14 protein-coding genes are annotated in these 12,865 nt (G+C 68.1%); 7 read left to right on the forward strand and 7 right to left on the reverse strand.

Features of this window, described 5'->3' with window-relative positions; translation table 11 throughout:
• The first annotated feature begins 130 nt into the window (after positions 1 to 130).
• The 3 genes from RTY13_RS08235 to RTY13_RS08245 all read left to right on the forward strand — a co-directional run bounded on the left by RTY13_RS08235 (position 131) and on the right by RTY13_RS08245 (position 2,252).
• Entirely contained in the window at positions 131 to 1,381 is a 1,251-nt protein-coding gene (locus tag RTY13_RS08235; RefSeq protein WP_312782567.1) for a hypothetical protein, read from the forward strand.
• 88 nt (positions 1,382 to 1,469) lie between these two features.
• Positions 1,470 to 1,820, forward strand: coding sequence for a Grx4 family monothiol glutaredoxin (grxD, locus tag RTY13_RS08240; protein ID WP_312783139.1), 351 nt, complete (start codon positions 1,470 to 1,472; stop codon positions 1,818 to 1,820).
• Positions 1,821 to 1,826: 6 nt separating this feature from the next.
• On the forward strand, positions 1,827 to 2,252 hold the full coding sequence (locus RTY13_RS08245) for a thioesterase family protein (protein ID WP_312782569.1): 426 nt from the start codon (positions 1,827 to 1,829) through the stop codon (positions 2,250 to 2,252).
• 176 nt (positions 2,253 to 2,428) lie between these two features.
• Here the strand turns inward: RTY13_RS08245 and RTY13_RS08250 are convergent, their stop codons facing one another.
• Both RTY13_RS08250 and RTY13_RS08255 read right to left on the reverse strand, forming a co-directional pair.
• A complete protein-coding gene (locus tag RTY13_RS08250) occupies positions 2,429 to 2,824 on the reverse strand; it encodes a hypothetical protein (RefSeq protein WP_312782570.1) in 396 nt (131 codons plus the stop codon).
• Positions 2,824 to 2,952 carry a hypothetical protein gene (locus RTY13_RS08255; RefSeq protein WP_312782571.1) on the reverse strand — a complete coding sequence of 43 codons (129 nt, stop codon included), beginning with the start codon at positions 2,950 to 2,952 and terminating at the stop codon, positions 2,824 to 2,826. Before RTY13_RS08255 ends, RTY13_RS08250 begins: the two co-directional genes overlap by 1 nt.
• Positions 2,953 to 3,098: 146 nt before the next feature.
• Here RTY13_RS08255 and RTY13_RS08260 point away from each other — a divergent pair, with 146 nt between their 5' ends.
• Complete coding sequence (locus RTY13_RS08260; RefSeq protein WP_312782572.1) at positions 3,099 to 4,214, forward strand: NADH:flavin oxidoreductase/NADH oxidase; 1,116 nt, start codon at positions 3,099 to 3,101, stop codon at positions 4,212 to 4,214.
• On the opposite strand, the gene RTY13_RS08265 is transcribed toward RTY13_RS08260, so the two are convergent.
• The 4 genes from RTY13_RS08265 to RTY13_RS08280 all read right to left on the reverse strand — a co-directional run bounded on the left by RTY13_RS08265 (position 4,184) and on the right by RTY13_RS08280 (position 8,612).
• On the reverse strand, positions 4,184 to 6,568 hold the full coding sequence (locus tag RTY13_RS08265) for an EAL domain-containing protein (protein ID WP_312782573.1): 2,385 nt from the start codon (positions 6,566 to 6,568) through the stop codon (positions 4,184 to 4,186). The genes RTY13_RS08260 and RTY13_RS08265 overlap by 31 nt on opposite strands.
• A 117-nt stretch (positions 6,569 to 6,685) precedes the next feature.
• The gene (locus RTY13_RS08270) at positions 6,686 to 7,075 is read right to left on the reverse strand and encodes a hypothetical protein (protein ID WP_312782574.1); all 390 of its coding nucleotides are present in this window, start codon (positions 7,073 to 7,075) and stop codon (positions 6,686 to 6,688) included.
• A gap of 139 nt (positions 7,076 to 7,214) precedes the next feature.
• A complete protein-coding gene (gene rpsD, locus RTY13_RS08275; RefSeq protein WP_207825770.1) occupies positions 7,215 to 7,832 on the reverse strand; it encodes a 30S ribosomal protein S4 in 618 nt (205 codons plus the stop codon).
• A gap of 168 nt (positions 7,833 to 8,000) precedes the next feature.
• The gene (locus tag RTY13_RS08280) at positions 8,001 to 8,612 is read right to left on the reverse strand and encodes a superoxide dismutase (RefSeq protein ID WP_312782576.1); all 612 of its coding nucleotides are present in this window, start codon (positions 8,610 to 8,612) and stop codon (positions 8,001 to 8,003) included.
• A 189-nt stretch (positions 8,613 to 8,801) separates the two neighbouring features.
• Between RTY13_RS08280 and RTY13_RS08285 the strand changes: the two genes are divergently transcribed.
• From RTY13_RS08285 to RTY13_RS08295, 3 genes are all read left to right on the forward strand, one after another.
• Complete coding sequence (locus tag RTY13_RS08285; RefSeq protein WP_312782577.1) at positions 8,802 to 8,990, forward strand: hypothetical protein; 189 nt, start codon at positions 8,802 to 8,804, stop codon at positions 8,988 to 8,990.
• Between the two features lie 317 nt (positions 8,991 to 9,307).
• A complete protein-coding gene (locus RTY13_RS08290; RefSeq protein ID WP_312782579.1) occupies positions 9,308 to 9,490 on the forward strand; it encodes a hypothetical protein in 183 nt (60 codons plus the stop codon).
• Between the two features lie 297 nt (positions 9,491 to 9,787).
• Complete coding sequence (locus RTY13_RS08295) at positions 9,788 to 10,477, forward strand: IPTL-CTERM sorting domain-containing protein (RefSeq protein ID WP_312782580.1); 690 nt, start codon at positions 9,788 to 9,790, stop codon at positions 10,475 to 10,477.
• 156 nt (positions 10,478 to 10,633) lie between these two features.
• Here RTY13_RS08295 and cckA read toward each other — a convergent pair whose 3' ends face one another.
• Positions 10,634 to 12,727 carry a cell cycle histidine kinase CckA gene (cckA, locus tag RTY13_RS08300; protein WP_312782581.1) on the reverse strand — a complete coding sequence of 698 codons (2,094 nt, stop codon included), beginning with the start codon at positions 12,725 to 12,727 and terminating at the stop codon, positions 10,634 to 10,636.
• Between the last annotated feature and the right edge of the window lie 138 nt (positions 12,728 to 12,865).

A 12,865-nucleotide genomic window follows, 5' to 3' on the forward strand; every position in this document is an offset into this window, starting at 1 on the left:
GAAAGGCTTGAGGCGCGTCGCCTCAGTGTCCCCAATATAGTGAAGCCGAACCCTTCCGGCGGCGCTGCGTTTGCTTGTGCGTCTGCAGGATCGCCCTCGCGATCCCGAAGCGGGACGATGAAGGCCAGCGATGTTCGAATTCGGCAGAGATCTGCGACGGCTGTTCGAGAAGGCGCGCGACAGCGACGATCTCGGCTGGCTGGAGCTGATCGGCGTCGGCCTGGTCGAGGTCGAGGCCCGACAGCAGTCGGTCGACGCCGGCCGCGTCTCCTGCGCGCGGCCCCACGAGGCGGCGCTGCGCGCCTCGGCCCTATGGCGCGAGCACGCGCGCCGCTGCGGCGCCGCGTCCAGTTTGGACAAGGCCGAAGCCGCCGCTCGCGACGCCGCCCGCCATTCCCGCAACGACGACGAGACCATCCGCGCCGCGCTGGAACTGGCCCAAACCGGGATGCTGGCCTTCGACCTGTGCGGCGAGCCCGCGCGTCTGGACGCCGTCCTGGCTCTGCTGGTCGCCCTGCCTGCGGCTCGACGCAGCGACACGGCGTCGGCCGTCGCCGCCCTGCACGCCCGGCTGCGGGCGCGTCAGGCGTCGATCGCAGGCGAGACCGTCGCCCTTCAGGACGCCGCCGCCCTGTTGGACGGCGCTCTGCACGGATTGAAGGGCCAGCAACGCCCGCTGGAGGACGAGTTGCGGCTGGACCGCGCCGCCCTGATGCTGGAGGCCGGGCTGGCCGCGCGCGACCCACGGATGCTGGATCAGGCCGGCGCTGACCTGCGGGTTCTGGTCGAGTCCGCCACGCCGGAGCAGCGCCCGCTCAGCCGCGCCCGCGCCCTGGCCCTGTGCGCGGCGGGCATGGCGGCGCTCGCGGCCATCGCCGACGACGTTCTGGCCCGCGATCAGGCCCAGGCGTTGTTCGACGCCGCCGCCGACCAGTTCACCCCCGACCACAGCCCGCTGGACTGGGCCGCCATCCAGGTGCTGCGCGCCGAACGCGAGACCCTGCCCCTGCTGGTTCTGGTCCAGGCCGAAGCCCTGACCGAGGGCGGCGGGCTGGTGCTGGGCGCCCTGGCCCATGAACGCCGCGTGGCTCAGGAAGCGTCGCGCGCCGGGTCGGTCGGCGACCTTTCGGCCCTGCTGGAGATCGAAAGCGGCCTGCGTCGCCGCCTGACCCGCCCCTCGGTGCTGGCCACGCCGCTGGACTGGGCCTCGGACCAGATCGGCATGGCGCGGATCGCCCTGGCCCGCGCGCGCTGGACCGGCCAGCCTCCACGAGAACTGGGGCTGGTCCTGACCGAGGCCGCCGCCACGGCCCGCGAATACGGCGCGCCCGCCCTGGCCCAGCGCGCCGAACGCCTGGCCCGGGCGCCGGAAACCGCCTGAGTTCTTACGCCGCAGCGGCCTTGACCCGGCCCCATTGGGCGCCTAGCTGACGGGCTTCGCTGAAAGGCCCCTTACCGTGACCGATCAAATGACTGCAGACGCCGCCGCCGACCCCGTCCACGCCTTCATCGCCCAGACCGTGGCCGAGCATGACGTGGTCCTGTTCATGAAGGGCACGCCGGATTCGCCGCGCTGCGGCTTCTCCTCGCTGGCGGTTCAGATCCTCGACCACGTGGGCGCGGCCTTCGTCGGCGTCGACGTGCTTCAGGACGAAGCCCTGCGCGACGGCATCAAGAGCTTCACCGACTGGCCGACAATCCCCCAGCTCTACGTCAAGGGCGAGTTCGTCGGCGGTTCGGACATCGTGCGCGAGATGTTCCAGGCCGGCGAACTGCAGGCCCTGATGGTCGAGAAGGGCGTCGCCCTCGGCGAGGCTTAAAGCCGGATGGCCCGGCCGCAACTGACCCCGCGTGAAGACCGCGAGGTCTTCGTCGTCCCTCTGGACGTGCGGCCGGAGCACATCGACGAGAACAACCACGTCAACAACGTCGTCTATGTCGGCTGGCTGCAGGACGTCGGGACGGCCCACTGGAACGCGCGCTTCGACGAAGCGACGCGGGCGAAGTGGTCCTGGGTCGCCCTGAGACACGAGATCGACTACCTGCGCGCCATCGCGCCCGGCGCTGTCGGCGTCATCGCCCGCACCTGGGTCGGCGACCCGCAGGGACCGCGCTTCAACCGCTATGTCCGCATCGAGGACGGCGAAGGCCGCCTGTGCGCGCAAGGCGTGTCGGAATGGTGCCTGGTCGACGCCGCCACCCTGCGCCCCGCCCGCATCCCGACGGAGATGCTGGGAGCGTTTGCGGCCTGATTCCCTTCCCCCCTTGAGGGAGAAGGTGGCCCGTCAGGGCCGGATGAGGGGTGTCGGCTCCACGGCCGACCATCTGACAATCAGGCGGCGAAGCCTTCACAGGATGCGAGGCGCTGACACCCCTCATCCGTCAGGCTTCGCCTGCCACCTTCTCCCTCAGGGGTAGAAGGACTTTCTTACAGACTGACCGGGTTCAGCACGCGCACGTGCTGGCCGGTGTTCAGGCCCAGCTCGGCGTAGGTCCAGCTGACGGCGACGCCTTCGCGGACGATGGCCTTGCACAGGTCAGGGGCGCGGCGGATCAGGCTGAGCTCGGCCGGATCCGTGTCCTTGATCTTGACCTCGAAGCTGGACGCCTCGGTGCAGCCGTTGGAGCCGACCACGACGGTCAGCTTCTGACCGTCGAAATCGACCTTGCGGACAGCTTCCAGGGCTTCGGTCTCGGCGACGGCGTCGGCGGAGTTGATGTTGATCTTCCGCTCGCCGCCCTCGTTCGAATAGATGACGCAGCCGCCCAGCAGCGGCAACAGGGCGACGGCCGCGACGGCTGCCCTGATGCTGGCCTGGCGCATCAGTTGGCCTCGGCCGGCGTCGAGTGGATGACGCGGGTGGTCGGCTTGTCGCTGGCGATGATGATGCAGCCCGACAGCATGGGCGCGGCGATGGCGGCGACGGCGAGAGCGATGACGATACGGCGCATAGGTATTCCCCTTCTTGGCTGGCCGGAAACTGCCAGCGTCGCCGTTCCAGATCACGTGAATAATCGGAAAGGCGGGACTTGAACGGAACCGCCACAGTCATAGCTACTGTGGCCGCCTCCCCGGGACATCATCGAAAGATCATTGCATGAGCCTGCTGTTCACCCCGCGCGCCGTCGGACCGCTGACGCTGAAGAACCGCATCGTCGTCGCCCCCATGTGCATGTACTCGGCCGTGGACGGCGTGCCCCAGCCCTGGCACGCTCAGCACATCGGCCGCATGGCCCTGTCGGGCGCCGGACTGGTGGTGATCGAGGCCACGGGCGTCGAGGCGGCGGGCCGCATTTCGTGGGCCGACACCGGCCTGTGGAACGACGAGCAGGAAGCCGCCTTCGCCCGGATCATCCGTGACATCCGCACCTATTCGGACACCCCCATCGGCGTCCAGCTGGCCCACGCCGGGCGCAAGGCCTCGACCAATCCGCCGTGGATCGACCGGGGCGGCCCCGCGCCGGAGGACAAGGCGTGGGAGACGTTTTCCGCCTCAGCCCAGGCCTTCAAGGCCGACTGGCACAGGCCGAGCGCGCTGGACGCTGCTGGCATGGACCGGGTGGTCGCCGCCTTCGTAGACTCGGCCAAGCGCGCCGACCGGGCCGGGTTTGATCTGGTCGAGTTGCACGCCGCCCACGGCTATCTGCTGACCCAGTTCCTGTCGCCCCTGTCGAACGAACGGACGGATGAGTTCGGCGGCTCGCTGGAGAACCGGATGCGCTTCCCCCTGCGCGTGGCTCAGGCCCTGCGCGACGCCTGGCCCCGGACCAAGGCGCTCGGCGTGCGCTTCAACGGCTCGGACTGGACCGAGGGCGGCATCACGGTCGAGGAGGCGCAGGTGTTCGGCGCGGCGCTGCACGCCATGGGCTACGACTATCTGCACCTGACCAGCGGCGGCAATGTCGCCACGGCCCGCATCCCCGGCGATCAGCCCAATTATCAGGTCGCCTTCGCCGAGGCGGTCAAGGCGGCGGTCCCCGAGGCCAACGTCATGGCCGTCGGCATGATCGTCACCCCGCAACAGGCCGAGGCCCTGCTGGCGGAAGGCAAGGCCGACCTGATCGCCGTCGCCCGCGCCGTGCTGGACGATCCCAACTGGGGACACCACGCCGCCGTGACCCTGGGCCAGCCGGAGGACCTCCCCGTCCAGTACGAACGGGCCGGCGCGACACACTGGCCGGGTTATGCGGCGGCGCGCGCCCCTGCGGCCTGACCTTCACCTGACAACGGTGTCGCAACTTGAGCTGCGCCATTGGTCAAGGCGTCGGCTTCGGGCTGGGGGCGGCCCAGCAGATAGCCCTGGACCTCGTTGCAGCCCTGGGCGCGCAGGAAGGCCAGCTGTTCCGCCGTCTCCACCCCCTCGGCCAGGACCGGGATCGACAGGCTCTCGCCGATGGTCAAAACGGCGCGGATGATGGCCTGGGACTGCGGCTCGTCGCCGTCCAGCTCGGTCATGAAGGAGCGGTCCAGCTTGATCTTGTCGAAGGGGAAGGCCCGCAGGGTCGACAGCGAGGAATAGCCGGTGCCGAAGTCGTCCATGGCGATGGTGACGCCCAGGGCCTTCAGCTGACGCAGGACATGGGTGGTGCGCGCCATGTCGCTGATCATGGCCGTCTCGGTGATCTCCAGCTCCAGGCGAGAGGCGTCCAGGCCCGTCTCCTTCAGAACCTGCTCGACCAGACCCGGCAGGTCCACATGACCCAGTTGCACCGGCGACAGGTTGACCGCGATCTTGTGCGGTTCGGACCAGGCGGCGGCCTGCCTGCAGGCCTGACGCAGAACCCATTCGCCGATCGGCAGGATCAGCCCGGTCTCTTCCGCCACCGGAATGAAGTCGGCCGGCGAGATGTAGCGGCCGTCCTCGTCCTTCCAGCGCAGCAGGACCTCATAGCCCGTCGCCTTGCCGGTCTGGACCGAGGCCTGGACCTGATAGTGCAGCTCGAAGCGCTGGTTATCGATGGCCTCGCGCAGGGCCTGGGTGACCCGGCGGCGCGCACGAACCGCCTGATCCATGTCCGCCTCGTAGAAGCAGATATCCTGGGTCAGTGAAGCCTTGGCGCGATACATGGCCAGGTCGGCGTTGTTGATCAGGGTCGACAGGTCGTCGGCGTCCTCGGGCCACAGGGAGACGCCGATGCTGGCGCCGCACGACAGGTCGGCGTGTTCGATGGTCACCGGACGGATGACGGCGGCGCGCAGGCGACGGGCCACGGCCTCGGCCTCGGCGCGCGACGACACCGGCGCCATGGCGACGAACTCGTCGCCGCCCTGACGGGCGATGAACTCGCCCTCATGCAGGACCTCGCGCAGGTGGTCCGAGATACGGCACAGCAGCTGGTCGCCGACGGCGTGGCCATAGAGGTCGTTGACCTCCTTGAACCGGTTCAGGTCCAGGGCGAACAGGGCCAGGGTCTCGCCCGGCTTGATGGTGTCGGTCTGACGGGTCAGGCGTTCCAGAAAGGAGGCCCGGTTGGGCAGGCCGGTCAGGCTGTCGTTGCGCGCCAGGTGGGCGATGCGGCGTTCCTGGGCCTGACGCGCGCGCAGGTCGCGCACCGCGTAGAGCATGACCTCGCCTTCGCTGCCGTGGTCGCGCTTGGCCGCCAGTTCGATCGGCAGGACCTCGCCCGCCTCGGTGGTCAGGGACGACTGCACCATGTCGCCGTCGCTCAGACGCGCCACATCCTCGGCCCAACGCGACAGCGTCTGGCCAAGCAGGGCCTGGCGCTCGACGCCGATCAGCTTCAGCAGGGCGCTGTTGACGCCGACGATGACGCCGTCACGCTCAACCGCCATGCCGTCCACCCCGCCCTCGATCAGGTGTTGCAGGCGGACTTCGGCCTGGCTGCGCGACTGGGTGTCCAGAACATAGCTGGCGGCGCCGGCGCCCAGGACCAGCAGGCCCACGCCCGCCACGCCGATGGCGATGGCCTGATGCGCGTCATCGCCGGTCAGGACGCCGTCCTGCGGGGCGAAGGGCAGGATGGTCATGGCCGACATGGCCGTGAAATGCAGGACGACGATGCCCAGAACCATGAGCAGAACCGCCAGCCCGCTGCCGCGCGCCGTGGTGGACAGCTTCTCGGCCTTGAAGGCGGCTGCCCCAAACAGGACCGAGCCGGCGACGGCCACCGCCACATAGACGCTGGACCAATGAATCACGGCGTCGACCGCAAAGGCCGCCATGCCGATGAAATGCATCCCGGCCACAGTCATGCCGAACAGCGCGCCCCCGACCAGGGCGGAGCCGTTGAACCGTTGCGCCCCCGTCATCAACGCCACCCCGCTGCCCGCGATAGCGACAAACAGGGACAGGCCCGTCAATCCGGGTTCGTAGGTGACCTGCACCCCCGGCTCATAGGCGATCATGGCGACGAAGTGGGTGCACCAGACCGTCGCCCCGCCGGCGACCGAGCCCAGGAAGACCCAGGCGGCGCGCGTTCCGGTTCGCGTGCTGCGAACCCGCTTCAGCAGGCTTACGGTAATCCAGCTGCCCAGGACGCAGATCAGGGCGGCCAGGGCGACCAGCGCCAGGTTATGGGCATTGGTCAGGCAGTCGACGATACGCATGAAAACCGAACGGAAAATGCGACAGGGGGATTACGTCCCTACCCGTCCATTTCTTAAGCCGCGGTCGTCTGACATGGTTAACTTGATATATTCAAGATAAGCGAACCACGATAGACTTTACAAATTGTCGTTCGACTTTACAATTTGAGGCATCATATAGGGGTTATTGACAGTAACCTGAGCGCCCGGCTCAAGCCCAAGCTCCTCAAAGGTCCACTGCACCTGCACCCCGTCGGCCCGGGGTTCAGCACAACGATCTTCGTCCACCCGCCGCAGGGTGATGACCGCGCTGTCGCGCAGGCGGGTGATGAAGGGCTTGACGTCCGCCTTGCTGGTGCAGCCGTTTGAACTGACCCAGAAGACCGCCAGGTCGCGGGTGAAGGCGGCCGCGTGGATCGGTTCCAGCTGTCCCGGCATGCCCGCGGTGGACACGTTCGGCGCGTCAGTCGTGGCGCAGCCTCCGACCAGGGCGGCGGCGGCGGCGTAAAGGGCGGCGGTGCGTCTCATCTCGGCCTTCCGGGGCGAAGCCAGTCCACCCGGTCAGAATGCGCTGCTTCCTTCCCCAAGGGAACAGCAGATGCTGAATAAGAAAGAAGCCCCGGTTTGCACCGGGGCTTCCATCAACTCTATCGTCGATCGCCTGAAATCAGGACGAGTAGTATTCGACGACCAGGTTCGGTTCCATCTTGACCGGGTACGGCACGTCCGACAGCTCGGGAACGCGGACGTAACGGATCGAGAAGCCGCGATCACCCTGTTCCAGGTAGTCGGGGATGTCGCGTTCCGACGACTGCTGGGCTTCGAGCACCAGAGCCATGTTGCGCGACTTTTCCTTGACCTCGATGACCTGGCCCGGCTTGACGCGGTACGAACCGATGTCGACCTTCTTGCCGTCGACGGTCACGTGGCCGTGGCTGACGAACTGGCGAGCGGCCCAGACGGTCGGGACGAACTTGGCGCGGTAGACGATGGCGTCCAGGCGCGATTCCAGCAGACCGATCAGGTTTTCCGAGGTGTTGCCCTTGCGGCGGCCGGCTTCGGCGTAGATGGCCGAGAATTGCTTCTCGGTGATGTTGCCGTAGTAGCCCTTGAGCTTCTGCTTGGCCTTCAGCTGCAGGCCGAAGTCCGAAACCTTCGACTTACGACGCTGGCCGTGCTGGCCCGGGCCGTACGAACGCTTGTTGACCGGCGACTTGGCGCGGCCCCACAGGTTTTCACCCATGGCGCGGTCGATTTTGTACTTGGCGCTATGGCGCTTGGACATAGGTCACTCTTCATGCTGATGCGGCCCGGCCCCTCCCCGATTGGAGCGGCGATCTCAACGGCGGTCCACGCATCGTCCGTAGTCAGTTCGCGCCTCGGGCCGAAACCCGATGCGAGAAGGGCGGGCTTATGAAGGCCCGCCCCTCCAGAGTCAAGCCAGACGGGCGTTTCAGCCCTTGGCGGCCGCGAACAGCTCGTTGACCTTGTTCCAGTTCACGATGGACCAGAAGGCGGCCAGGAACTCGGCGCGGCGGTTCTGGTACTTCAGGTAGTAGGCGTGCTCCCAGACGTCGGCGACGAGCAGGGGCGCGCCCTTCTCCTCGGCGAAGTCCATCAGGGAGTTGTCCTGGTTCGGCGTCGAGATGATCTTCAGCTTGCCGTCCTGCACGATCAGCCAGGCCCAGCCCGAACCGAAGCGGCCCAGGCCCGCCGCGTTGAAGGCCTCCTTGAAGGCGTCCATGCCGCCCAGGTCGGCGTCGATGGCGGCGGCCAGTTCAGCCGAGGGCGCGCCGCCCGTGCCGACGGGGGCCAGGCCTTCCCAGAAGAAGGTGTGGTTCCACACGCCGCCGGCGTTGTTGCGCACCGCGACCGGCAGGGTCGACATCTTGGCGAACAGTTCGTCGAACGACTGGCCTTCGACGCCCGCGGCGGCCACGGCCTTGTTCAGGTTGTCGACATAGGTCTGGTGGTGCTTGTCGTAGTGGAAGCTCATCGTCTCCTTGTCGATTGCGGGCTCCAGGCCGTCGTGGGCGTAGGGCAGCGGGGGCAGGGTGAAGGCCATGGGAACTTCCTCTCCGGGAGTTATGATTCGTCTGGCCCCTATCTAGGGCCGCGCACGAAAGACCCAAGCCTTTACGGCGGAGTTTGTTCAGTTTTTCACTGAATGTGGCCCGATCTGGAACCGGAACGAGGAAACAACCGTTTTCAGAAGTCGCCTCACCTCCCCGAGGCGCTCTGATGGAGGATCGCCGTGCCTGCCCGATCCGCCCGCCGAACGGCGCCGCTGAGCGACGTGGAGGTCGAGACCTTGCGGCTGCAACTGCTGGAGATCATCCCGCGCCTGCGCCGGCACCACATGCTGGATCTGGCCGACACCCTCTACGACGCCGCCCGGGAGCGCCGCGACGGGGAACCGCGCCATTTCGACGTGAGGGCGTGAGACTTCTTTTCCTTCCCATTTCATGGGGAGGTGGATCGGACGCGACAGCGGCCGAGACGGAGGGGGCGGCGCCGCGCTGTCCAATCTGCGCATCCCATCGGCAGCCGGCGCGTCGCCCCCTCCACCACTTCGTGGTCCCCCTCCCCATGGAATGGGGAGGAAAAGACGAGACCGACCTGCCGATACTTGTCGGCCGCGCCAGGTCTAGCAGACTGGCTCAGACTGGAGTTGGGAAGGTCGTCACCATGCTGCGATTCTGCACCGTCCTTGCGACCGGGCTGGCGCTATCCGCCTGCGCGACCGGCCCTTCGGAATCCATGCGCGCAGCAGAAACCGCCGCCAGCGAACGATGCAGGACCACCCAACAGCCGGGCGGCGGCTCCTCGATCGACTGCACTGTGTGGGAGCGGACCACCACGACAACCACCACCACGACCACCGGGCCGAACGGTGAGCGCACCACGACGGTGGAACGCACCCGGACGGGCGGCGACGCCTAGTCAGACTTCCAGTCGCGAGGCGTTTGGCCTGCTCCCGCCGCGCTTGGAGGAAGGGAAGAGTCGACAGCGGCTGCGTCGAATGTCCGCCGAGGGTGGGGACGCAGTCATCGATGGGGCTGTCCATCAAACCGCCTGTCTGAACGGCGTTACATTGGCAGCAAAGTCCGATAGTAGGCTTTGCTGTAAGATCGCTTTCGGCCGCCCCCACGGCCCAGCGATCTGACGCCAATTACATAGCCAGTCTGTTCCACCATGACCGTCCACGTTTCAAGACATCCGCTGCATCGTCGGCTACACTTGGCGTTGGCCCTTGGCCTGACGATCGGCATCGGGGCCATCGCCGGCGCCGCTTCCGCGCAGCACGCCTATGTCGCCAACGCCAACTCCGGCACCGTCTCGGTGATCGACACCGCCACGCGCGCCTTCGTCGGATCCCCCATCGCTGTGGGCTCAAGCCCCGTGAGCATCGCGGTATCGCCCAACGGCGCCTACGCCTATGTCGCCAACGCCAACTCCGACACAGTCTCGGTGATCGACACCGCCACGCACAGCGTCGTGGGATCACCTATCACTGTGGGAGGGATCCCCAACAGCATCGCGGTCTCGCCCGATGGCGCATACGCCTATGTCGTCAACGCCGGCTCTGACAACGTCTCGGTGATCGACACCGCCACGCGCGCCGTCGTCGGATCACCTATCGCTGTGGGGGGAATCCCCAACAGCATCGCGATCTCGCCCGATGGCGCATACGCCTATGTCGCCAACACCGGCGCCAACACCGTCTCGGTGATCGACACGGCCACGCGCGCCGTCGTCGGATCGCCCATCGCCGTGGGGGTAGGCCCCTCGAGCATCGCGTTTGCGCCAGCGCCGCCCCCCGCACCGGCCACGGTCCCGACCCTGTCGGAATGGGCCATGATCCTGCTCGCCCTCATGCTCGCAGGCGGGGCCATGGTCGTCATCCAGCAGCGCCGCAGCGCAACCTGAAGAAACGGAGCCGTCAGAGGGCTTGGAGACCAGCCCTCTGACGCCGTGACGGAGGGGGTGGCGCCGTCGTTTCCGATCAGCGTCTCACCTACAGACGTCTCGCCCCCTCCACCGCTACGCGGTCCCCCTCCCCATGGAATGGGAAGGAAAAGAAGATCAGCCCGCGTGGAGTTCCTGTTTCACGCGCTCGGCCAGGGTCTTGATGTCGAGCGGCTTGGGCAGGAAGGAGACGCCCGTCTCGTCCTGCAGCAGGTCCGAGAAGTCGCTCTCGGCATAACCCGAGATGAACATGACAGGGGCGTCGCCGAGGAAGGGCCGCGCCTTCCTCAGCAGGGACGGACCGTCCAGCCCCGGCATGATGACGTCGGAGATCATCATGTCGATCTGACCGGCCCATTCCTCGGCCAGGATCAGGGCCTCCTCGCCGTCGGCGGCCTCGATCACCTCATAGCCGCGCTGGCGCAGCAGGCGGGCGGCGATGCCGCGCACGGCGGCCTCGTCCTCGACGAACAGGATGCGGCCCGCGCCCGACAGGTCGCGCGGCGCGGCCTTGACCGCCTTTTCGACCACCGGGGCGGCGACCAGTTCCTCGGCCGAGGCGGCGGGCAGGAAGATGCGGAAGGCGGCCCCGGCGTCGTCGATGTTCGAGACGCTGATGTGGCCGCCCGCCTGCTGGACGATGCCGTAGACGGTGGCCAGGCCCATGCCGGTGCCCTCGTTGACCGCCTTGGTGGTGAAGAAGGGCTCGAAGATCTTGTCCAGCAGTTCAGGCGGCACGCCGGGGCCGGTGTCCGACACCTCGATCAGGGCGATCTCGCCCTTGGCCTCGCGCCAGCCCATGTCGCGGGCCTGGCCCTCGGTCAGGCGGCGGGTCTTGATGGTGACCACGCCCCCGCCCGGCTCGACCACGCCGCGCATGGCGTCGCGGGCGTTGACCGCCAGGTTCATGACGGCCGTTTCCAACTGGCTCTTGTCGGCCAGGACCAGCGGCATGTCGCGGCCGTAGTCGGTCTCCAGACGCACGTCCTCGCGCAGCAGGCGGCGCAGCAGGACGGCGAACTCGCCGACCAGTTCGCCCAGGTCCAGACGCTCGCGCCGCACCGTCGACTTGCGCGAGAAGGCCAGCAGCTTGCGCACCAGATCGGCGGCGCGGATGCCGGTCTGGCGTATCTGGTTCAGGCCGTCATAGGAGGGGTCGCCGACCGGGTGACGCTCCAGCAGTTCGGATAGCTGCATCTGGATGGCGGTCAGCAGGTTGTTGAAATCGTGCGCCACGCCGCCGGCCAGCTGGCCCACGGCCTGCATCTTCTGGGCCTGCGACAGCTGCAGCTCCATCGACTTCTGCGACGAGACGTCGAACAGCCAGACGCGGCGCTTGTCGCCCTCGGGCGCGACATAGAGGTGCAGGTGGCGGTCGGGATAGGCGCGGGCCACCAGCTCGATCGGGCCCGAAGACCCGGCGGCCAGCTTGGCCTTGGCCTCGGTCACACCCGCCAGATCGAACAGGTGGCCGAAGGCGGCGTCGCCCGAGGCGGCGGGGCCGGTCAGGACGGCCAGGGCGGCGTTGGAATCCTCGGCCTTGCCCGCGAACAGGTCGTCGCCGGCGATGACGGTCGAACCGAAGGGGGCGCCGGCGGCCATGGCGCGGGCCTCGCCGCTGACCTTGGCGGGTGCGGCGGCGGGGGCGGCCTGCGGCACCGGCAGGACGGCGTCGGGCGCGGCGCGGACCAGGAAACGCCCCTGCCCCGCCTGACCGATCAGGACCTCGATCTCGCGGGCGCCGATCTGGACGATGGCGCGGCCCTGATGACCCTCGCGGGCCTGGGCGAAGGCCATGTAGAGGGCTTGCGCCGACTTGCCGCGCGGCAGGGCCGTGACGGCGCCGTTCTCCTCGGCCCAGGCGCCGTTGTAGGCCAGCACCTGACCGGACGGCCAGACCAGGGCGGCGGGCTCGGCCATGGCGTCCAGCATCTCGACCGCCGTGTCGCCGTGGGCGCGGCGCATCTCGGCCCGACCAAAGGCGAACAGCCAGATCAGGGCCGTGGCCCCCGCCGCGAAGATCAGGATCAGCCCCGGCGCCGTGAAGGCGTTGGCGCGGAACGCCGGATAGACCATGGCCGCGACCGCCAGGGCGAAGCCCAGGGCCATCACCACCAGCAGGGGATCAAAGGTCGGACGGCGCGTCGCCGCCGCTCTGGTCTTGGAAACGGTCATGGCGCCTCGCCCGCGCGAATCAGTGGTGGTCAGCATATCGGAGCTCCGGTCTGCGCCATAACGGGACGCCTCTCCCTCCCCTTCATGGGGAGGGTGGTCGCCCCCGGGTCTCGCCACAGGCGAGCCCGAGGACAGGCTGCGCGACCGGGTGGGGAGGGCCGGGTGACACGGACG

The sequence above is a fragment of the Brevundimonas sp. genome (assembly GCF_032055285.1).
Classification (GTDB): domain Bacteria; phylum Pseudomonadota; class Alphaproteobacteria; order Caulobacterales; family Caulobacteraceae; genus Brevundimonas.

Coding starts and splice junctions, on each gene's coding strand:
- RTY13_RS08265 (WP_312782573.1), bottom strand. CDS start 6,568: ATGCGTATCGTCGACTGCCTGACCAATGCCCATAACCTGGCGCTGGTC.
- RTY13_RS08235 (WP_312782567.1), top strand. CDS start 131: ATGTTCGAATTCGGCAGAGATCTGCGACGGCTGTTCGAGAAGGCGCGC.
- grxD (WP_312783139.1), top strand. CDS start 1,470: ATGACTGCAGACGCCGCCGCCGACCCCGTCCACGCCTTCATCGCCCAG.
- RTY13_RS08250 (WP_312782570.1), bottom strand. CDS start 2,824: ATGCGCCAGGCCAGCATCAGGGCAGCCGTCGCGGCCGTCGCCCTGTTG.
- rpsD (WP_207825770.1), bottom strand. CDS start 7,832: ATGTCCAAGCGCCATAGCGCCAAGTACAAAATCGACCGCGCCATGGGT.
- RTY13_RS08260 (WP_312782572.1), top strand. CDS start 3,099: ATGAGCCTGCTGTTCACCCCGCGCGCCGTCGGACCGCTGACGCTGAAG.
- RTY13_RS08255 (WP_312782571.1), bottom strand. CDS start 2,952: ATGCGCCGTATCGTCATCGCTCTCGCCGTCGCCGCCATCGCCGCGCCC.
- RTY13_RS08245 (WP_312782569.1), top strand. CDS start 1,827: ATGGCCCGGCCGCAACTGACCCCGCGTGAAGACCGCGAGGTCTTCGTC.
- RTY13_RS08270 (WP_312782574.1), bottom strand. CDS start 7,075: ATGAGACGCACCGCCGCCCTTTACGCCGCCGCCGCCGCCCTGGTCGGA.
- cckA (WP_312782581.1), bottom strand. CDS start 12,727: ATGCTGACCACCACTGATTCGCGCGGGCGAGGCGCCATGACCGTTTCC.
- RTY13_RS08290 (WP_312782579.1), top strand. CDS start 9,308: ATGCGCGCAGCAGAAACCGCCGCCAGCGAACGATGCAGGACCACCCAA.
- RTY13_RS08280 (WP_312782576.1), bottom strand. CDS start 8,612: ATGGCCTTCACCCTGCCCCCGCTGCCCTACGCCCACGACGGCCTGGAG.